A 19,247-nucleotide genomic window follows, 5' to 3' on the forward strand; every position below is an offset into this window, starting at 1 on the left:
TACCGCGTAGGCACGCCGGCCAGAGGTTTCGTCGATCCCATGAGTGACATCCAATCCTTGACCGCGCAGGCGCTGGCCGATGTGGCTGCGGCGCAGAGCCCGGAAACGCTGGAAAACCTGCGTGTTTCGTTGTTGGGCAAGAGCGGCAGCATCACTGTCCAGCTCAAGCAACTCGGCGCACTGCCGGCCGACGAGCGCAAGGTGGCAGGTGAGGCGATCAATCGCGCGCGCGATGCGGTTTCCACCGCGCTGAGCGAGCGCAAGGTGCTGCTGGAAGACGCGGCACTGGATGCACGGCTGGCTTCGGAAAGCATTGATGTCACGCTGCCTGGTCGCAATGGCGAGCGTGGTGGCCTGCACCCGGTCACGCGTACCTTGGAGCGCATCACCGAGATTTTCGGTCGCTTGGGTTACGAGTTGTCGGAAGGCCCGGAAATCGAGGATGACTGGCACAACTTCGAGGCACTGAACTTCCCGCCGCATCATCCGGCGCGCGCCATGCATGACACTTTCTATTTCGGTGATGGCCGCCTGCTGCGCACGCATACTTCCGGTGTGCAGGTGCGTTACATGGGTGACCACGCACCGCCGCTGCGGATGATTGCAGCAGGTAAGGTCTATCGCAGTGACAGTGACCAGACCCACTCGCCGATGTTCCATCAGGTTGAAGGCCTGCTGGTCGACGAGCATTCCACCTTTGCCGACCTCAAGGGCACGTTGTCCGAGTTCGTGCGTGCGTTCTTTGAGCGCGATTTTGAAATGCGTTTCCGCCCGAGTTACTTCCCGTTCGTGGAGCCGGGTGCGGAAGTGGATATCGCCTGGCAGCAGCCGGACGGCAGCACCCGTTGGCTGGAAGTGCTCGGCTGCGGCATGGTTCACCCGAACGTGCTGCGCAACGTAGGCATCGATCCAGAGCGCTACACGGGCTTTGCCTTTGGCTTGGGCGTAGAGCGCTTCGCGATGCTGCGCTATGGCGTGAATGATCTGCGTGCGTTCTTTGAGAACGATGTGCGGTTCCTGCGTCAGTTCGCCTGAGCACCGAAGGTAACGCCGAGTAGTGCTCGGCTGCGGTATCTCCACACAGGCCAGGCGCATGCGCCGGCCCACCAGGATCGAAAACGATGAAATTCTCCGAAAGCTGGCTGCGTAGCCATGTTCCCACCAACGTCTCGCGCGATGAATTGAGCGCGGTGTTGACCGCCATTGGCCTGGAGGTCGAGGAAGTCACGGCACTGGGTGCTGGCTTGGACCACGTTGTGGTTGCGCGCATTGTCGAAGCTGAGCGCCATCCGGAGGCGGACCGTTTGCAGGTATGCAAGGTCGATGCAGGGGAGGGCGAGTTGCTGCAGATTGTCTGCGGCGCACCGAATGCACGTGTTGGATTGGTCGCGCCGCTGGCGATGGTCGGTGCGCAGATCGGTGAGTTGAAGATCAAACCGGCCAAGCTGCGTGGCGTGGAGTCCAATGGCATGTTGTGCTCGGCCAAGGAGCTTGGCTTGGACAACGATGCGTCCGGCCTGTTGGAACTGCCGGACGACGCAACCGTTGGCATGTCATTGGTCGACTATCTCGACCTGCCCGATGCGAGCATCGAAATCAAATTGACCCCCAATCGTGCGGATTGCTTCAGCGTGCGCGGCATTGCGTTCGATGTGGCCGCAGCCACTCACAGCGAAGTGCTGCCATTTGCTGCGGAGGCCGTGGCGGCTCAGGGTTCTCGCGAACTGACGATCCAGCTGGATGCCGGTGCCGAAGCGCCTCGCTACCTCGGCCGTGTGATTGAAGGTGTGAACACAGCCGCCCGCACGCCGTTATGGATGGCTGAGCGGCTCCGTCGCAGTGGTGTGCGTCCTGTGTCGCTGCTGGTGGATATCACTCAGTACGTGATGTTGGAACTTGGCCAGCCGATGCACGCCTACGACCTGGACACGCTCAAGGGCAGCGTCGCGGTACGCCATTCGCGCGCAGGTGAAACGCTCAAGCTGCTGGATGGTCGTGAGGCCGCGTTGGATGACAGTTTCCTTGTGGTGACTGACGCGGATCGACCGGTTGGCCTTGCAGGCCTGATGGGTGGTTTTGACACCCGCGTGACCGACGAAACCAAGAACGTATTTCTGGAGGCTGCGCATTTCGCGCCAGCCGCCATCATGGGCCGTGGTCGCAAGCTGGGCCTGCATACCGACGCGGGCCATCGTTTTGAACGCGGTGTTGATCCGCAGTTGCCACGTACCGCCATTGAATACGCGACCCGTTTGGTGCTGGAGTTGGCAGGCGGTACGCCTGCGCCGGTTACTGAGGCCGTGCGCGAAGCCGATCTGCCAGTGGCTGCTGCCATCACGCTGCGTCGTGCACGCATCCAGCGCGTACTGGGCATCCAGATTGAAGATGGCGAAGTCGAGCGCATTCTGCGCGCGCTTGGTATGAAGGTGGACGCAGTTGCCGATGGCTGGACGGTGACCGGCCCGAGCAGCCGCTTCGACATCGCCATCGAAGAGGATCTGATCGAGGAGCTGGCTCGCATTCACGGCTACGACACGATCCCGACCACACTTCCAGGCGGCGCTGCGCGTATCGCCATGCCGAGCGAAACGCGCCTGGATGATTTGTCCGTGCGCCGCCAATTGGTGGCGCGTGAAATGCTGGAAACCATCAACTTCGCTTTCGTTGACGCGCAACTGCTCTCGCAGTGGAGTCAGGACGAAGGTCTGGTGCCGCTGGCCAATCCACTGTCAGCGGAATTGGCAGTGATGCGTCCGTTGTTGCTGCCGGGTTTGGTTGCCACCTTGGGTCGCAATGTGGCCCGTCAGGCCGGGCGTGTGCGTTTGTTCGAGGTTGGCCGCGTGTTCGCACGGACCGCTGGCGACGACAAGCCGGCACCCCGGGAGACGGTGCGCATCGCTGCTGCCGTATGCGGTGATGCTGCTGCGCTGCAGTGGGGCGAGAAGGTCCGCAAGGTGGATTTCCACGATTTGAAGGGCGACCTGGAATCGTTGGCTGCCGCTAGCGGCGCCGCGCTGGAATTCCGCGCCTCGCAGCGCCCATATGCGCACCCGGCCCGTTCGGCCGATATCTGGCGCGACGGCCAGTGCATTGGCTGGATCGGTCAGGTGCATCCGCGCGTGGCCAAGGCGATGGAAATCGACGTGGACGTGCTGGGCTTCGAGCTGGATATGGAACCGCTGACGACTCGTGCGTTACCGCGTTCGGCTGAGCTTTCACGGTTCCCGGCGGTGCGCCGTGATCTAGCGGTTGCGGTGGCTGAATCGGTCAGCTGGGCCGACCTAGCCGCGACCATTCGCCAGGCGGCTGGCGAGCTGTTGCGCGAGGTGGTGCTGTTTGATCGCTACGTCGGACAGGGCGTGGAACCGGGTTTCAAGAGTTTGGCTATGGGCTTGATTCTGCAGGACAAATCGCGCACTCTCACGGATCGCGACATCGAGGCCGTGGTCACCGAGGTGGTGGCTGCCATTGATCGCGGGCACGGCGCAAAGATCCGTGGTTGAGGCGGCACACAGGGAGCTTGTATGGCATTGACAAAGGCGGAGATGGCGGATCGTCTGTTCGACGAAGTCGGTTTGAACAAACGTGAGGCCAAGGAGTTTGTCGACGCATTCTTCGATGTGCTGCGTGACGCATTGGAACAAGGACGGCAGGTGAAGCTGTCCGGTTTTGGTAATTTCGACCTGCGGCGCAAGAATCAGCGCCCCGGCCGCAACCCCAAAACCGGCGAGGAAATTCCGATTTCCGCTCGTACGGTAGTGACCTTCCGTCCGGGCCAGAAGCTCAAGGAAAGGGTAGAGGCATATGCTGGATCCGGGCAGTAACCGCGAACTTCCGCCGATTCCGGCCAAGCGCTATTTCACCATTGGTGAGGTCAGCGAATTGTGCGACGTCAAGCCGCATGTGCTGCGTTATTGGGAAACCGAGTTTCCCAGCCTGGAGCCGGGCAAGCGCCGTGGCAATCGCCGTTACTACCAGCGCCATGACGTGCTGATGGTGCGGCAGATCCGGGGGCTGCTGTACGAGCAGGGCTACACCATTGGTGGCGCGCGCCTGCGCCTGGAAGGCGATGGTGCCAAGCAGGAATCGGCACTGAGCAACCAGATCATCAAGCAAGTACGGATGGAGCTGGAAGAAGTGCTTCAATTGCTGCGTCGCTGAACCATTTTTGATTCAAAGCCGGTATAATCGCTGGCTCGCCGCAAGGCGAAGCAGTAACGATCGGGGCGTAGCGCAGCCTGGTAGCGCATCTGCCTGGGGGGCAGAGGGTCGTCGGTTCAAATCCGGCCGTCCCGACCAATTACTGATTAAGATCAAGGGCTTGCGGCTCACGTCGTGAGCCTTTTTTCGTTATGCACCCTATTCGCACCCTATCGCGGTAAGGCGATACCCGTGTTGACGGACTGCCATGGTGCTTCATGGCCGTCCAAATATTGCTCCGTCATCGCCACATGGCTGTGACCCATGAGCGCCCGAATCTGTTCGTTCGTCCAGACGGCGTCCTTCAACAGCGAGCTCCCCCAACTGCGGATCTCGTGGAATGTCGGCGGGTTGTCTGTGTCGATGCCGGCGGCATCGCGGGCTGTGGCGAATGCGCGCGACAGCTGCTCCGGTAGCACCTGCGTGTGTTGCTCTCAATCCTTCGCACGCATATTGCTGGAGCGAGCCTTCTCCGGCAGACGATGAATCAGAAACGGAGAAACTACCGAGTCTCGGCATGGCGCGAGCGGCTCGGCACGCGGTCCGGCTAGTGTGATTTTCAATCGCACGTTCGTGGAGCCCTCCGTCTTGGAGGGGGTTACGCATAGCGAACCATCGCGCGTCTGAGAATCTGGCGCTGACCACGTTCTCAAGGCCTAGCAGGGTTAGCAGAGACCTACGGTTGAGGTTCTTGCAAACGGGCATGACGCGGCGTTGGATCGCCTTCGTCTTCGGCTGCAAATTCGCAACGACTGGATCAAGCCAAGCGTGCTTCCATTTCTTTCGTTTGCGACAGAGCGAGCGGGTACCCGATGCAGTTTGTAAACGCAGCGTAGGCGCCTTTGGGTTGGCCATCGAGTCACCAGGCACCCGCCCGAAGGCGGGGCCAAGCCAGTAGGGATACCAGAAACCCATCTGGCCAGCTCGTACGTCAGCACGATTTGCTGATCAGTGGCTGGATCAGTCGTCGGCGCTGCCACCGCCGGCGGGCAGGCGCGCGCGGGTTGCGTCCCACCATTGCTTCAGCATGCCTTTTCCTTCTTCGGTTATCTGCCCGAGCTTGCCGTTCTGCTGGTCAACGAAACCTACCAGCCGCTGCAGACTTTCCGGCCCATGCGCGCGCAGTTCCCGCCAGATGATCATGGCGAATACGCGAGTGGTCCACAGCGAAGAATCAACGTCGCCGGTTTGGGATTCGATCTGGCCGATGATTTCCTGCAGGTAGCCACGCACGTCGGCGGGAACCTTGGGATTGTTGGACAGGCCCTTGAGGGCAACCAGTCCCTGGCGCACGTCACCCTGCTGGATCGCTAGGCCGGCTCTTCCCAGCTCGCCCATCCATGGCTGTTCCAGCACCAGCGCGATCGCGTCGATATGTATCTGCGCGCGGGCGGGATTCTTGTCGGCAAGCGCTGCGTAGCCCAGCACGACATGGATAACCAATGCCTGGGTCAGTGCTTGCTGGACATTGGTGGAATCGCTCTTTGCACCGCCATAGGTTGCTAGCTCGCTTTCTTCGCGAGCCAGCTGTGGCCATTCGAGGCGCTGGAACGCCACCGAACGCAGTGCGGCGCTGGCCTGGGCCAAGTCGTGGCAGGCAGGCAGAGCGGTGACGATATCGGCCTCGGCGATCGCCAGGGTGCCGCGGTTGGCGGTAAGCGCGCTGTAGCCGAGCAATGCATGCGCCAGACATTCGGTCTCGGGGGTAAAGGGCGGCACCAAGCCCGTTTCGGCCCATTCGCTGCTGACCGACCAGGCCGCATAGGCAGCAGGCAGGCCTTTCTCTGAAACCTGTCGGTACCGTTTGTAGGTAAATCCATCGCGCAGTTCGGCGAGCTGTTCTTGTTCGGTTTTCTCGGCGCAGCCGGCCAACAATAGGCAAGTGATAAGGCAGCTCAGCAGGCTGCGGTGTCCTGGGAAGGGTGCGGGCATTCCGTTGCGGCTCCAGTAGGGAGGGTTGATGCGGCTGTTCAGTTTGCCATGTTCTTCTTGGCCGCTGCTTGGTCCCGACCATCAACAAAATGGGTTGAATAGTGCGGTCTAACAATTCGTTCCAGCCGACGCTGTCTCGCGCTGAGTCGGCGTCTCACCTAGGGCAAGTCCGTCATGCAGCTCCGCGATCTCCTGGCACCACTTCGCTGCTCAGGCATTAAGGAAGCGATTGCGGACCTCCAGGCTGACGTGGGAAGTGGGCGTTAGTCTTGACGTGTCAACACAGCGAGAAGTCGCGTTGCCCGGCCGTCGGCCGCCGGCCAGGGGGCTGACTGGGGAGGCGATTTTCCCGCGAAATGCGAGGCCTTCGCCGTCGGCATGCGGGTGCCAAGCGAACTGATCGGGGGAGGTGAGAGCGGTCATGCGTGCAGGCTATGACTGGAAAGGTTTATAGCCTGAGGCGGCAGTGGCGACCTCGTTCTGACAATGGGTATCTGCGGATATGGCCCAGAGCGTGGACTAACTCTGGAATGGAAATTACTCCTGCCATATGCTCGGGCTGCCTGAATGATCAGGCCAACAAGGAGAGTGGCATGAAGAAGTGGATCAAGCGCGTTGTCGCCTGTAGCTTCCTATCGGTGGCTGTCTTTGGTGGTGCGGCTTCGGCCTCGTGGTGTGGAACGCCTTGCATTACTTCGTATAACGCCTGTATCGCGAACGGCAGCTCTCAGGCCGTCTGCGAGATCAAGTTGGAAACCTGCTTGGCGGGATTGTGTCCCAACGGTTAATGCCTGTGTAGGAAAAGGAACCCCGCCAAGTGCGGGGTTTTGTTTTTGCAGGCAGCGAGGTTTGAGGCCATGACCGCTAGATGGGAGGCAGATGAAGCGCATGAACTGCACCCTGTCGCTGCGTAAGTCATTGATACTCATAAGCCCATTCCGGCCTTTTTCGCGCGCGATATCCGCCTCATTTCCCCAACGATTCCAGCAGGTTGGTCTGGTCAGTGCCGATGCCTGGGGCAGAGGGGCGTCGGTTCAAATCCCGCTGTCCCGACCAACTGCTGCAAGCCCAACACGGGCAAGCACCTTTATTGCGCAAGCCTTCGTTCTTTCACCGGCTTTCAGCCTGCTCTTTGCTAGCTTTGCTGCCGTTGTCTGTCATCCGATACGTTCGGGGAGCTGGAACATGAAGTCTTTCGCACGCTGTTTTGTGATGATTGCTGCCGCTGGAGTTTTGGCGGGTTGCGCGCCCAGGGAGGCAAAGATTGAAGCGAGGCCGCAGCGGATTGGTATGGCTAATCCTGCTTCAGAGCATTGCATCAGCAAGGGCGGCAAGTTGGAGATCAGGAAGAACAAGGACGGGGGTGAGTTCGGGGTGTGCCACTTACCTGATGGGTCACAGGTTGAGGAGTGGGAGTTGTTTCATCGCGATACTCCGAAGCCCGCGAGCTGATCGACGGGGTTTTCAGCGCAGGTATTTTGCTGTGCGGCTTGCGCCACTTCTGTGAGAGAGACAGGGTGGGGCACGGACACAGCGTGGTGGTGACGCGGCGTTCGCGTGCTGCGCTAGAAAATTGTCCGGCAATGGCCTCTTCCAAGCATGGCGCGACACTACCTGCGAGGGGCATCTACGCGCTCAGTGACCCGTTGTGTCAGCCGGCGTTACTCGCCGGGCTTGGCGGCGGCCGTAGGCTGTTGGGTGGCAGACTTGCGTGCCAGCACGGCTTCGCGATGGGCGATGTAAGCGTTGGAGCCGAGGATGATCAGTGCACCGAGTACCGTCCAGCGATCGAGTGTCTCGTCGAACAGGAGCCAGCCCATGACGACCACCAAGGGCAGCTGGGTGAAACTGATCGGCGTCAGCGCGGAGACCTCACCCAGCTTCAACGCACGCGTCCACAGCAACTGACCGGCGGTGCCCATCACGCCAGTGAGCAGCAGCCACAACCAAGCGATGCCGGCGGGCCAGACCCAGACAAACAGGGCCGGGATCAACGACAGCGGCACCCAGAACACATACGTGTAGAAGACCACGGTGTCTGGTCCGTCGACGCGGGTGAGTTGCTTGATCTGTATCGCCACCAGTGCGCTGAGCAAGGCGGCGAGCACCGCGATCAGGCTTCCTACCTCGAAGCCGTGAGAGCCCGGGCGCACGATCACCAGCACGCCGATGAAGCCAGCGATCACTGCCGCCCATCGACGGATGCGCACCTTCTCGCCCAGCCAGAACACAGCGGCGATGGTCACGAACAAGGGCGTCGAATACGACAGCGAAATGGCCTGCGATAGCGGCAGATGGCCAATTGCCCAGAAGCCGCACAGCATTGAGGCCAAGCCGATCGCGCTGCGCAGAAAATAGCGCGGCAACTGCTGGGTGCGAAGTGACCCGTGGCCAGGTCGCAGCAGCATCGGCAACAGCGCCAGCAGGCCGAAAGCATTGCGGAAGAACGCGACTTCCTGGGTCGGCACGTAGCGGGTGGCGTAACGGATCGCGATGGCCATCAGGCCAAATGCCATCGCGCTGCCAAACATCAACAGCGCTGCGCGTACCGGAATGGACATGGCCGAAGGGGCCGCTGCATTGCTCACCACTGTGCGCCGACCAACCGTGGTTCCGGTTCGATGGGAACGCCAAATTTCTCAAGCACGGTTGCTGAGACACGGCGGGCGAGTGCCAGCAATTCCGCGCCCGTTGCCGTGCCGTGGTTGACCAGTACCAGTGCGTGGTTGGGCGAGATACCGGCATCGCCGACGCGTTGCCCCTTCCAGCCACTGGCCTCGATCATCCAGGCGGCGGAGATCTTGCGGCTGCTTTCGTCATTGCCCGGGAACACTGGCAACTCTGGATAGTGCTGCAGAAGCACGTCTACCTGGTCCAGTGGCAGTACCGGGTTTTTGAAGAAGCTACCGGCGTTGCCGAGCACGTCGGGATCGGGCAACTTGCGGCGACGAATGGCAATGACGGCGTTGGCGACATCGGCAGCGGCGGGCAGATCAATGCCCATGGCTTTGAGTTCGTCGCGGATGCCGGCGTAATCCAGTCGCAGTTCATGCAGCAGCGGCAGGCGGAACTCGACGGCCGTAATCAGGTAACGATCGGCTTCGTGTTTGAACAGGCTGTCGCGGTAACTGAAGCGGCAGGCTTCCTGGTCCAGCCGAGCCCAGGTTTGTTCCTGCGTGTCCCAGGCCTCGACGGTCTGGATGAAGTCGCCAACTTGCGCGCCATAGGCACCGATGTTCTGGATGGGGGCGGCGCCGACCGAGCCGGGAATCAAGGCCAGGTTTTCCAGGCCGGACAGGCCTTCGCCCAGTGACCACACCACCAGTTCGTGCCAATTGACGCCGGCACCGGCGCGCACGATGGTGTGGTCGGCACGGTGCTCAAGGATGGTGATATCGCGATTGGTGAAGGTCAGTACGGTGCCTTCGGGGTCGGCCGCCAGCAGCACGTTGCTGCCGCTGCCCAGTACCAGCAGCGGACTGTTGCCGACGATGGTGGCCAACACTTCCGGAAGCGAGGCGGGGTCGTTCACCTGCAACAGGCATGGCGCATGCGCGGTGACATGGAAGGTATTGAGGTGCTGCAGCGAAGCGTTTTCGATGAGCGACCAAGCGGGGGGAGTGGTCGTCATAGCGGTGCGACGGCGCCTCCGGAGGGGGATTCGCGACGGCGACGAATCGCCTCGACGCAGTCACCGATCAAGCCGGCGCCCTGGAAAATCAACCCGCTATAGCACTGCACCAGTGAGGCGCCAGCGGCCATCTTGGCCACTGCGTCGGCACCGGAACTGATACCGCCGACGCCGATCAACGGCACCGATTCCGGTAGGCGTGCGCGCAAACGACGCAGCACCAGCGTGGACTGACCCAGTAGCGGAACACCCGACAAACCACCGGCTTCCTTGGCCAGCGGATCGGCTTCAACCGCCTCACGGCTGATGGTGGTGTTGGTGGCGATGACGCCATCCACCCCGAGCTCGCCCAGCACGCGTGCGGCGGCGTCGATATCGCGGTCGTTCAAATCCGGTGCGACTTTGACCAGCATCGGCACGCGACGTCCATGCTGGCTGGCCAGCCGTTCCTGTGCCTCACGCAGTCCACCGACGAGTCGACGCAGCGCTTGTTCTTCCTGCAACTCGCGCAGACCGGCCGTGTTGGGTGAGGAAATGTTGACCGTGATGTAGTCGGCCAGCGGGTAAACCTTTTCCATGCAGATCAGGTAATCGGACAGCGCATCTTCATTGGCGGTGTCCTTGTTCTTGCCGATGTTGATGCCAAGCGGCCCGGGACGATGACGCGCGCGCTCGACATTCTTCACCAGCACATCCACGCCCTGGTTGTTGAAGCCCATGCGGTTGATGATGGCGCCATGTTTTGGCAGCCGGAACAAGCGCGGTTTGGGATTGCCGTCCTGCGGGCGCGGGGTGATGGTGCCAATTTCGACAAAGCCAAAACCCAGCGCGAACAGCGCATCGATGTGCTCGCCGTTTTTGTCCAGGCCAGCGGCCAGGCCAACGGGATTGGGAAAATTCAAACCATAGACGCTGGTCGGCATCGGTTTGGCGCGGCTTGCGACCAGTGGTGTGGTGCCGGTGCGCCAAGCCAGGTCCAGCGCGGACAGGGCCAGACCGTGTGCACGTTCGGCGTCGAAAGCAAACAAAAAGGGGCGGGCAATGGAATACATAAGCTCAGTTCAACGTGCCGATGAAGGCACGGGTTTGGTACTCGAAGGCGACCTGGCCGTTGATGGCACAGGCGTCGAACAACTGCTGCAGGGCAGCCAGCATGGGAAGGTGGCGCGGATGCCCGGCTTGCGGTGCATACGAGGAGGACAGGAGGCGGCCACGCAGACTTTGCAGGTCCAGGTGCTGCACGTTCGGGAAGCGCGCGATGCCGCGCAGGCCGTCGCCGAACCAGGCGCGCATTTCGTCATCACTCTGGTACCGCTCGGCGACCTCGGTGTAGTCGGTGCCGTAGTCGATCAACAAGCGTTCGTAGCTGACCAGAAACGGTGAGGCATCCAGCAGGCGTGAGTTCCAGAACACCAGCGCCATGCCTCCGGGCTGCAGAATGCGCGCCCATTCGCGGCGCACTGCAGCGGTATCAAACCAATGGAAGGCCTGCGCTGCGGCGACCAGACCGACACTGGCATCTGCCAACGTGGTGGCTTCGGCAGTGCCGTCGACCACAGTAAGCCGCGGGTAATCTGCAGTGAGCCACTGCGCTGCGGCATCGCGCATGGGGCCGTTGGGCTCTACGGCGATCACTGGGTGGCCGGCAGATAGAAAAAGCTGGGTAGAAATACCAGTGCCGGCGCCGATGTCGGCGACCTGGGTTTCGGCAGGCACGCCGATGTCACGATGCAACCATTCCAGCAGTGCAGGCGGGTAGCCGGGCCGATAGCGGACGTAGTCGGCCACACGGCTGCTGAAGCGTTCGGTTGAATCGGAGTGACTCATGCGGACCTCACGAATTCAGGGCCGCGATCCAGGCCAAGCCGCCGAAGAAGACGATGAAGAGCGAAATGCCGATGACCCACAGCGCCACGGACAGCCAGCCGAGGATCAGGCCAGCAATTGCCAGCCCGTCGCCTTCCATCTGACCGTTGCTACGGCGGATTTCACCGCGGCCAAGGTGGCCGAAGATGATGGCGCCAATGCTGCCCAGAAACGGTAGCAAGGTCCAACCGAGGATGCCGGCAACCAAGCTGATCACGGCATAGCTGCTGGTCTGGCGGGGGGCGGGGATGCTCATCGTTGGACCTCCTTGTAGATGCGGAAAAGCGGACGGAAAACCCGTCCGCATTATGCAAAGGCTCCCGCCGGGGCGGGAGCCGTTCCCATCACAGGTCGAACTTGATGCCCTGGGCCAGCGGCAGCGAGTCGGAGTAGTTGATGGTGTTGGTCTGACGGCGCATATACACCTTCCAGGCATCGGACCCGGACTCACGGCCACCGCCGGTGTCTTTCTCGCCACCGAAGGCGCCACCGATCTCGGCGCCGGAGGTGCCGATGTTGATATTGGCGATACCGCAATCGCTGCCGGCTGCCGACAGGAACTTCTCGGCAGTCTTCAGATTGGTGGTGAAGATGGACGAGGACAGGCCCTGCGGCACGCCATTCTGCATGTCGATGGCTTCGTCCAGGGTGCTGTACTTCATCACGTACAGGATCGGGGCGAAGGTCTCGTGCTGGACGATTTCATCGCTGTTCTTCAGCCCGGTGACGATAGCCGGCAAGACAAAGTTGCCCGGACGATCGATGGCGGTACCGCCAATCTCGACGGTGCCACCTGCGGCCTTGGCCTTCTCGATGGAAGCCAGAAACTGCTGCACGGCTTCCGGGCTGTTCAGCGGGCCCATCAGATTGGCGGCATCGGTCGGGTCGCCGATCTTGCCTTCCACCTGCTTGTACGCCTTGACCAGCGTGGCCAGCACGTTGTCGTAGATGGATTCATGCACGATCAGGCGGCGCGTGGTGGTGCAGCGCTGGCCGGCAGTGCCGACGGCACCGAACACAATGCCCGGCACGGCCAGTTTCTGGTCGGCGGACTCATCCATGATGATGGCGTTGTTGCCACCCAGTTCCAGCAGGCAACGGCCCAGACGCTGGGCAACCTTCTGGTTGACGGTGCGGCCCACCTGGGTGGAACCGGTGAAGGAGATCAGCGGCACGCGGCGGTCTTCGACCATCTTTTCCGACAGCGCGGTGCCAGCATCGTTGATCAGGAAGAACAGATTCGGGAAGCCGCCGTCCTTCAGCGCGTCATTGCAGATCTTCATCGTGGCAATGGCGGTCAGAGGCGTCTTGTTGGATGGCTTCCAGATGCAGATGTCACCGCAGATGGCGGCCAGGAATGCATTCCAGCTCCACACTGCGACCGGGAAATTGAAGGCCGAGATGATGCCGACCAGACCCAGCGGATGGTACTGCTCGTACATGCGATGGCCGGGGCGCTCGGAGTGCATGGTGTAGCCGTACAGCATGCGGCTCTGGCCCAGCGCGAAGTCGGCGATGTCGATCATCTCCTGTACTTCGCCGTCACCTTCCGGCTTGGACTTGCCCATTTCCAGTGCGACCAGCGACCCCAGTGCGTCCTTGTGCTTGCGCAGTGCTTCGCCGCATAGGCGTACGGCTTCACCGCGGCGTGGGGCCGGTGTGGTGCGCCACACCTTGTAGGCTTCCTGCGCACGGGCGATCACGGTTTCGTAATCGGCCTCGGTCGTCGCCTGGACTTCTGCGATCACCTCGCCGGTGGTCGGGTTCTGCGGCTTGAGGACGCCCGCGCCGGAGGCGGACGACCACTCTCCGTTACCCAGATACGTGCCAGCGTTGGTGGCATCCAAGGCCAAAGCCTTGAGTAGCTCAGAAGACATGCAAACTCCTGTTTCTTAACGTTATTTTGGCGCCGTCGTGGGTGCAGTGGGGGCGACGGGGTGAGCGCCACATAGTATCAGAGTGAACCGATAGCCCCGCGCGGGTGGATACGGCCGAGGCGATGTCGGCGCGTGGCCGTGCATGGAGGCGTTGCGACAATGCTGCGTTGCGACGCATGGCGCTGTCGCTCGGCGCCGTTTTCGGCGATATTCGCCGACCTTGGTAGGGGCTTCCCCCGATGTTGAACAGGAAGGACAAATGAACGTAACGATTTCGGATGGAGTAGTGGTCGGCAACAGCCTGCCGTTCGTGCTTTTCGGTGGCCTCAACGTGCTGGAGGATCTGGACTCCACCCTGTACGCCGCCGAGCGTTACGTGGAGGTCACTCGCCGGCTGGAGATTCCTTACGTATTCAAGGCCTCTTTCGACAAGGCCAATCGTTCCTCCATCACCTCCTTCCGTGGCGTAGGCCTGGAGGAAGGGCTGCGTATTTTCGAGCAGGTGAAGCAGCGCTTTGGTGTCCCGGTGATCACCGACGTACACGAAGTGGCACAAGCTGCACCGGTTGCGGAAGTGGTGGACGTGTTGCAGATTCCTGCATTCCTGGCCCGGCAGACTGATCTTGTCACGGCCATCGCCCGCACCGGTCGCGCGGTCAACGTCAAGAAGCCGCAGTTTCTCAGCCCTACGCAGATCAAGCACATCACCAGCAAGATCCGTGAGGCTGGCAACGAGCGCATCATTCTGTGTGAGCGTGGCGCGCAGTTCGGTTACGACAATCTGGTGGTGGATATGCTCGGCTTCCGCGAAATGATCGAAGCTACCGGCGGGCTGCCAGCGATCTTCGACGTCACCCACAGCTTGCAGCGTCGCGATGCGGGCAGTGAAGCGTCGGGCGGACGCCGTCGTCAGGTGGTCGAGCTGGCTCGCGCGGGCATGGCCGTAGGTATCGCAGGCCTGTTTCTTGAGGCACATCCGGATCCGGACAATGCGCGCTGCGACGGCCCCAGTGCGTTGCCACTCGATGTGCTGGAGCCGTTCCTGACACAGATCAAGGCGTTGGATGAGTTGGTGAAGTCATTCCCGGTGCTGGATATCGCCTGACCCGCGGGCATCAGAGCGCGCGGCCGGTATGTCGACGTGACAGCCGGCCCGCGTGATTTCCGAGTGGGAATCGTCGTCCTTATGCGCAACGCGCCGGACGCCAAAAATTCGATCAACGGCTGTTGATCTGCGGACTGGTTTTGCGGAGTACGAACCAGTCAATCAATGCGTCAAATGCCGATCAGACAGAAGCAGCGCTCCCGTGAGGCGGAAGCGCCGTGTTTGTTTATCAAGTCGAAAATCGGCGATGGCCGATCAGGCGTGGCGGGGGAACCAACTCGGCGGGTCACGATGCCAACGCCAGGCGCTTTCAACGATGGGCGCCAACTCCGTCCAGCGCGGCTGCCAGCCCAATTGCTCTCGTGCCTTCTGGCTGGAGGCAACCAACGTTGCCGGATCACCCTCGCGACGCGATGCGACCTCATAAGGAATCGCATGGCCGGAGATGACACGCGCGCAGTCGATCACCTCGCGCACTGAGAAGCCGCGGCCATTGCCGAGATTGAAGGCATGGGCACCTTCGTTGTTGTCCATGTAAGCGAGCGCCAGCGAATGCGCCTGCGCCAGATCCTGCACATGCACGTAGTCACGCACGCAGGTGCCATCGGCGGTTGAATAGTCATCGCCGAACACCTTCAGTGCGGGTCCGTTGCCGAGTGCGGCGCGCAGCACGTTCGGAATCAAATGCGTCTCGCAGGCATGTGCTTCGCCAATGCCGTGATCGGGCAGGGCGCCTGCGGCATTGAAGTAGCGGAGTGCGACTGAGCGCAGGCCATAGGCTGTTGCTGCGTCGGCCAGAATGCGTTCGGCCATCAATTTACTGGCGCCGTAAGGGTTGATGGGGTTCTTGGGGTGGTCTTCATCAATCCGTTCGTTGATGGGATTGCCGAACACCGCTGCGGTCGAAGAGAAAACGATGCGATCAACGTCGTGCCGACGCATGGCATCGAGCAGATTCAACGTGCCGGTGACGTTATTGGTGTAGTACGCGTTGGGATGGCTGACTGATTCGCCGACCAGCGAGCGGGCGCAGAAATGCATGACCGCATCGAAGCATCGGCCTTGGAAGGCCTTGTCCAACGAAGCAGGATTCAGCAGATCGGCCTCGACAAACTCGCCCCAACGCACAGCGTCGCGATGCCCGGTGGAGAGGTTGTCCAGCACGGTGACGTTGTGGCCGTGTTCGCTCAGCCACTGGGCCATGTGGCTGCCGATGTAGCCGGCGCCGCCGCAGATGAGGAGTCCGCTCATTGTCTATTTCCTGAAGATTTACGCTATTCATTATGGGGCGAAATCATCAAAGAGATCCGCCGTGACCATGACGGAACTACAGTAGATACGGGAATTGCCGATTGATTCGGGTGAGCAGAAGTGCCGCGAGCACGGAGATAGCTGACGTCACCAGGAACAGTGAGACACTGCTGAAAAGGGTGGGGGCTAGTAAATAAATTACAGCCGGGTGCGTGAAATAAATGCCAGAGGATAATGCGGAAAATGACTTTCCAGAATATTTTCTAGTTGAGCGGAGTGCGAGCAACACAATGGCGGGGCAGATCAATGCGAGTAACAGAAGGTTGTCAAACCCGTCCGTTCCGACGTTGAAATGAAGGTTGATCGTGCACTCTATTGATAGGCCAATGAGGCCGAACGCGCAGGCGAGCAAGGTGGTGCGCTTTGAAATCGCGTTGGCTAGATTGAACTTTCTTATGCACATGCCTGCATACATGAATGGAAATGCGAGCAGCAGGAAATTTCGATGCGACCAGTTATAGCTAAGGAACGTGTCGGCCGGAGGGCTGAAAATGTCATATGCGCCAATATATTGAATCATCACGCCGACACTAAATGCTGCTATGGCGATTCCTGTTCCAACTGCTGAATTCACGCCGGATATCATATATAGGCACAGGCCGCCACCGATCATTCCGGCGATATACCATAGATGATGAAAGCCAAAGATCAGGCGGTGGACGAGTACAGCGGCTCTTGCGTTTTGATCGAAAGCCCAGAGTGGTAAGTATGCGGTCATCCAGAATGCATATAGCAAAAGAATGCGCTTCAGCCATGGAGTGAATAGCCCGCGTTCCAGTATGTCGAATAGGTAGTAGCCATTAATAATGAGGAAGACTGGGACGGCAATCCGGAAGATGCCGTTTACAAGGATGTACCCGATGCTGTGGTCAAGATCCTGCAGGAAGTGCGCATGGATTGCGACAACGAAGAAGGCAAGCGCGAATTTCAGAAGGTCGACAGACAGGCTTCGGCTTCCCTTAGTGGTCATCTGTTGCATGTGCAGAGCAAGCGTGACGACTAGGGGGTATCGAGCTCATGATCTGGTCTACATGGGCATCCCAAGAGAGCTTGGTTATCGCATAGGCCTGTCCGCATTCCGAAAGGCGCTCGCGGAGATCTGGTTTGTTTATCAGATCAATGATGGCCGACTTCAAATCACTCCCGTTCAATCCGTCGACAAGAATTCCATTTGAATTATTCTGGATGAAGTCTCTAGGGCCTCCCGCTTCTCCTGCCACCACCGCACAGCCAAACGACATGGCATCTGCGATCACCAGTCCAAAGCCCTCGAAATCATTACCCTCGCCAACGTTGGTTTGCGGATGCAGAAATACATCAGCGTTCTGGTAGAGGCTGGTCAGTTCGTTCGTTGGCACATAACCCAGGAAGCGGACGTGTTCTTGGAGGCCGAGGTCAAGGACTGCGGCGCGTAATTCCTGCTCCATCGGGCCGGTTCCAGCGACCCAGTATTCGAAACCGTTGATGCCCTCTGCGTGGAGCTCCCCGAGCGCCGAGATACAGCCCTGAATATTCTTTCGCGGGACGAGGCGTGCGAGTGATAGCAATCGAACAGGGCGATCCGTCGCCGTGGGTTCACGGATGTGGTGCTTTGCCTCGTCGGGATAGCTGATCCCGTTGAACGCGACGATCCAGCGACCGAGGACGCTTCGACCATGGAGTGCGGTGCGTGCGATTTCCATGGTCGCGTGAGAGACGGTGATGACCATGTCGGCACGTCTCAGTAACTCAATCATCGGACGCTTGAGTATCCACGGATAGTTCATCACTTCGCGACCATGGACGGTAATGAGCATCAGGGTGTTACGGGTGAACGGCAAAATCGCCAATGCAGGGCGCCAGGTCGTCGCATGCATGAACGCGAATCGTCTTTTAGTGTGCAGGCGAGCCATCGCTGCCATGAAACGGCAGAAAACCCAAGCCTGATTGCCTGCACCGGTGTTGAAAACGTCGATGCTGCCTTCTGGATACTCCACTTTGTGCCAGCCGGCGCGTCCTGTGGTCTGAGTGAGTACAGTGGGTTCCAGGCCTCGGCGCATATACGCGCGGACGAGAGCCTCGGAGTAGGTTTCGACGCCACCTACGATGGGCGGGTAGGCCTTCGCAACGACAAGGATCTGTGGTTTAGATTGATTCATCGGATTGCGTTGCCTCACGGATACTGGAAGATGTTGCAATGAAGAAGATTATCCAAGCAGGAATTGCGACGCGTAGAGCATTCTGGAACATGATCACCTCTGACGCGTTGTGCAGAACGAAGATGATCAATGTGGCGATCGCGAATATCAGTGAGGATGCTTTCCGTTTCGCTTTGAAAAGTTCGCGCCAAATCCTATAAACGCATGTGAGCGCTAGAGTCAGGCCGATCAATCCCACCTGCAAAGTGACTTGAAGATAGTAGTTATGCGCGCTGAAATCGGTGTCGATGATGTCCGACGGCAACGTGCCGGCGCCAAGCCCAATCCATGGGTTTTCTGATATTGCGCTGGCAATGGCCGGCCAAAGGATCTGGCGCCCGGATAGGGCAGGGCGATCCGTGGTCCTGATAAAGAAGTCGTTTATTTCGGTGAGGTAAAGTGAATTTTCGATGTTCATATAAAAGAACATCGTCGCGCCGATCGTGGTAATTAGTAGTAAAAATGAACTGCGATACAGTCGTGTAAGTCCGGGGCGCCAGGAAAGCAGCAGGTAACAGAGCGCGAGCAGCATGCCGTAGGTTATCAGCATGCGGAAATCTATCAGATACCCATAGATGGACGTTGCTGCGCCGAACGCTATGGCGATGGTTATGGCGATTGAACTGTTCGGGGGGCGGTTTCCCATGAACAAAAATACGATGACGCACATGCCGTAGAAGGCCATGCCGCCGTCAAAATTCTTCATGTTCAACCCGAGAAGGGATGGCATCAGGAAAGCAATGCTTGCCATAGTGGCGCCGATCAGGAAAATCGGATTTCTTCTTATGGTAGATCCGTTCTGAACATAGAAGAAGAAAAACAACGTAATTGATAGGACAGCCAGCGAATGCTTGAGAGCTGTAAACGAGGGATGCACCGCGAGTGACGCTGTGTAGCAAAGGCAAAGTGCAATCAATGGCCAGCCCAACTGAAGTATCTCGCCGATGCGCTCTTTCTTGATCAAGAAAATCAAGCCGCAGAGGGCGGCGGAAATCGAGATCAACGCACTGCCTATTGGACCTGTATCAGAGAAGAAGGCAGACAGCGGGCAGATATACAATGGAAGCAGGCCGATGACTGACTCTACGGCGTGGGATCGGGTGAGCGGTGTAATTTTATTGGCCTTGTGCTTGGTTGTGCGTTCTTGC

At 59.8% G+C, this 19,247-nt stretch carries 18 protein-coding genes and 1 tRNA gene; 7 read left to right on the forward strand and 12 right to left on the reverse strand.

Annotated elements, in window-relative coordinates:
- Positions 1-39 precede the first annotated feature (39 nt).
- The 5 genes from pheS to PAN08_RS11265 all read left to right on the forward strand — a co-directional run bounded on the left by pheS (position 40) and on the right by PAN08_RS11265 (position 4,299).
- Positions 40-1,035 (forward strand): phenylalanine--tRNA ligase subunit alpha, encoded by a 996-nt coding sequence (gene pheS / locus PAN08_RS11245; protein ID WP_269791588.1) that lies wholly within the window; start codon positions 40-42, stop codon positions 1,033-1,035.
- Between the two features lie 86 nt (positions 1,036-1,121).
- Positions 1,122-3,503, forward strand: a complete 2,382-nt coding sequence (gene pheT / locus PAN08_RS11250) for a phenylalanine--tRNA ligase subunit beta (protein WP_269791589.1) — start codon at positions 1,122-1,124, stop codon at positions 3,501-3,503.
- 21 nt (positions 3,504-3,524) lie between these two features.
- The gene (locus tag PAN08_RS11255; protein ID WP_054657702.1) at positions 3,525-3,824 is read left to right on the forward strand and encodes an integration host factor subunit alpha; all 300 of its coding nucleotides are present in this window, start codon (positions 3,525-3,527) and stop codon (positions 3,822-3,824) included.
- Positions 3,805-4,161, forward strand: coding sequence for a MerR family transcriptional regulator (locus PAN08_RS11260; protein ID WP_057633715.1), 357 nt, complete (start codon positions 3,805-3,807; stop codon positions 4,159-4,161). Before PAN08_RS11255 ends, PAN08_RS11260 begins: the two co-directional genes overlap by 20 nt.
- 61 nt (positions 4,162-4,222) lie before the next feature.
- Positions 4,223-4,299: transfer RNA gene (locus PAN08_RS11265), tRNA-Pro, on the forward strand.
- Positions 4,300-4,370: 71 nt separating this feature from the next.
- On the opposite strand, the gene PAN08_RS11270 is transcribed toward PAN08_RS11265, so the two are convergent.
- The gene (locus PAN08_RS11270) at positions 4,371-4,619 is read right to left on the reverse strand and encodes a tyrosine-type recombinase/integrase (RefSeq protein WP_269791590.1); all 249 of its coding nucleotides are present in this window, start codon (positions 4,617-4,619) and stop codon (positions 4,371-4,373) included.
- Positions 4,620-5,160: 541 nt separating this feature from the next.
- Positions 5,161-6,132 (reverse strand): hypothetical protein, encoded by a 972-nt coding sequence (locus PAN08_RS11275; RefSeq protein ID WP_269791591.1) that lies wholly within the window; start codon positions 6,130-6,132, stop codon positions 5,161-5,163.
- Positions 6,133-7,011: 879 nt separating this feature from the next.
- Here PAN08_RS11275 and PAN08_RS11280 point away from each other — a divergent pair.
- Entirely contained in the window at positions 7,012-7,584 is a 573-nt protein-coding gene (locus PAN08_RS11280) for a DUF333 domain-containing protein (RefSeq protein WP_269791592.1), read from the forward strand.
- 209 nt (positions 7,585-7,793) lie between these two features.
- Here PAN08_RS11280 and PAN08_RS11285 read toward each other — a convergent pair whose 3' ends face one another.
- The 6 genes from PAN08_RS11285 to PAN08_RS11310 form a co-directional block, all read right to left on the reverse strand.
- The gene (locus PAN08_RS11285; RefSeq protein WP_269791593.1) at positions 7,794-8,693 is read right to left on the reverse strand and encodes a DMT family transporter; all 900 of its coding nucleotides are present in this window, start codon (positions 8,691-8,693) and stop codon (positions 7,794-7,796) included.
- Positions 8,694-8,716: 23 nt separating this feature from the next.
- Positions 8,717-9,763, reverse strand: coding sequence for a UDP-N-acetylmuramate dehydrogenase (gene murB / locus PAN08_RS11290; protein WP_269791594.1), 1,047 nt, complete (start codon positions 9,761-9,763; stop codon positions 8,717-8,719).
- A complete protein-coding gene (locus tag PAN08_RS11295) occupies positions 9,760-10,815 on the reverse strand; it encodes a quinone-dependent dihydroorotate dehydrogenase (RefSeq protein ID WP_269791595.1) in 1,056 nt (351 codons plus the stop codon). The genes murB and PAN08_RS11295 overlap by 4 nt, the downstream gene beginning before the upstream one ends.
- A 4-nt stretch (positions 10,816-10,819) precedes the next feature.
- Entirely contained in the window at positions 10,820-11,590 is a 771-nt protein-coding gene (locus PAN08_RS11300; RefSeq protein ID WP_269791596.1) for a class I SAM-dependent methyltransferase, read from the reverse strand.
- A 7-nt stretch (positions 11,591-11,597) separates the two neighbouring features.
- A complete protein-coding gene (locus PAN08_RS11305) occupies positions 11,598-11,885 on the reverse strand; it encodes a DUF4190 domain-containing protein (protein ID WP_269791597.1) in 288 nt (95 codons plus the stop codon).
- Between the two features lie 88 nt (positions 11,886-11,973).
- On the reverse strand, positions 11,974-13,506 hold the full coding sequence (locus PAN08_RS11310) for an aldehyde dehydrogenase family protein (protein ID WP_269791598.1): 1,533 nt from the start codon (positions 13,504-13,506) through the stop codon (positions 11,974-11,976).
- A gap of 259 nt (positions 13,507-13,765) precedes the next feature.
- On the opposite strand from PAN08_RS11310, the gene kdsA reads away from it, so the two are divergent.
- Positions 13,766-14,611: a 3-deoxy-8-phosphooctulonate synthase gene (kdsA, locus tag PAN08_RS11315; RefSeq protein ID WP_269791599.1), complete on the forward strand. Its 846-nt coding sequence runs from the start codon at positions 13,766-13,768 to the stop codon at positions 14,609-14,611.
- Positions 14,612-14,866: 255 nt separating this feature from the next.
- Here kdsA and galE read toward each other — a convergent pair whose 3' ends face one another.
- From galE to PAN08_RS11335, 4 genes are all read right to left on the reverse strand, one after another.
- Complete coding sequence (gene galE / locus PAN08_RS11320) at positions 14,867-15,862, reverse strand: UDP-glucose 4-epimerase GalE (RefSeq protein ID WP_269791600.1); 996 nt, start codon at positions 15,860-15,862, stop codon at positions 14,867-14,869.
- Between the two features lie 76 nt (positions 15,863-15,938).
- Positions 15,939-16,901 (reverse strand): acyltransferase family protein, encoded by a 963-nt coding sequence (locus tag PAN08_RS11325; RefSeq protein WP_269791601.1) that lies wholly within the window; start codon positions 16,899-16,901, stop codon positions 15,939-15,941.
- Complete coding sequence (locus tag PAN08_RS11330) at positions 16,882-18,060, reverse strand: glycosyltransferase family 4 protein (protein WP_269791602.1); 1,179 nt, start codon at positions 18,058-18,060, stop codon at positions 16,882-16,884. The genes PAN08_RS11325 and PAN08_RS11330 overlap by 20 nt, the downstream gene beginning before the upstream one ends.
- The gene (locus PAN08_RS11335) at positions 18,047-19,102 is read right to left on the reverse strand and encodes an O-antigen ligase family protein (RefSeq protein WP_269791603.1); all 1,056 of its coding nucleotides are present in this window, start codon (positions 19,100-19,102) and stop codon (positions 18,047-18,049) included. Before PAN08_RS11335 ends, PAN08_RS11330 begins: the two co-directional genes overlap by 14 nt.
- Positions 19,103-19,247: the final 145 nt, after the last annotated feature.

The sequence above is a fragment of the Stenotrophomonas sp. Iso1 genome (genome assembly GCF_027497995.1).
Taxonomy (GTDB): Bacteria; Pseudomonadota; Gammaproteobacteria; order Xanthomonadales; family Xanthomonadaceae; genus Stenotrophomonas.

Excerpts from the sequence above, each read along its gene's own strand:
- PAN08_RS11300 (WP_269791596.1), bottom strand. The coding sequence starts at position 11,590 with ATGAGTCACTCCGATTCAACCGAACGCTTCAGCAGCCGTGTGGCCGAC.
- PAN08_RS11310 (WP_269791598.1), bottom strand. The coding sequence starts at position 13,506 with ATGTCTTCTGAGCTACTCAAGGCTTTGGCCTTGGATGCCACCAACGCT.
- PAN08_RS11255 (WP_054657702.1), top strand. The coding sequence starts at position 3,525 with ATGGCATTGACAAAGGCGGAGATGGCGGATCGTCTGTTCGACGAAGTC.
- murB (WP_269791594.1), bottom strand. The coding sequence starts at position 9,763 with ATGACGACCACTCCCCCCGCTTGGTCGCTCATCGAAAACGCTTCGCTG.
- PAN08_RS11275 (WP_269791591.1), bottom strand. The coding sequence starts at position 6,132 with ATGCCCGCACCCTTCCCAGGACACCGCAGCCTGCTGAGCTGCCTTATC.
- PAN08_RS11305 (WP_269791597.1), bottom strand. The coding sequence starts at position 11,885 with ATGAGCATCCCCGCCCCCCGCCAGACCAGCAGCTATGCCGTGATCAGC.
- pheT (WP_269791589.1), top strand. The coding sequence starts at position 1,122 with ATGAAATTCTCCGAAAGCTGGCTGCGTAGCCATGTTCCCACCAACGTC.
- PAN08_RS11260 (WP_057633715.1), top strand. The coding sequence starts at position 3,805 with ATGCTGGATCCGGGCAGTAACCGCGAACTTCCGCCGATTCCGGCCAAG.
- pheS (WP_269791588.1), top strand. The coding sequence starts at position 40 with ATGAGTGACATCCAATCCTTGACCGCGCAGGCGCTGGCCGATGTGGCT.
- kdsA (WP_269791599.1), top strand. The coding sequence starts at position 13,766 with ATGAACGTAACGATTTCGGATGGAGTAGTGGTCGGCAACAGCCTGCCG.
- PAN08_RS11325 (WP_269791601.1), bottom strand. The coding sequence starts at position 16,901 with ATGCAACAGATGACCACTAAGGGAAGCCGAAGCCTGTCTGTCGACCTT.
- PAN08_RS11295 (WP_269791595.1), bottom strand. The coding sequence starts at position 10,815 with ATGTATTCCATTGCCCGCCCCTTTTTGTTTGCTTTCGACGCCGAACGT.
- PAN08_RS11330 (WP_269791602.1), bottom strand. The coding sequence starts at position 18,060 with ATGAATCAATCTAAACCACAGATCCTTGTCGTTGCGAAGGCCTACCCG.
- PAN08_RS11280 (WP_269791592.1), top strand. The coding sequence starts at position 7,012 with ATGAAGCGCATGAACTGCACCCTGTCGCTGCGTAAGTCATTGATACTC.
- PAN08_RS11285 (WP_269791593.1), bottom strand. The coding sequence starts at position 8,693 with ATGTCCATTCCGGTACGCGCAGCGCTGTTGATGTTTGGCAGCGCGATG.
- galE (WP_269791600.1), bottom strand. The coding sequence starts at position 15,862 with ATGAGCGGACTCCTCATCTGCGGCGGCGCCGGCTACATCGGCAGCCAC.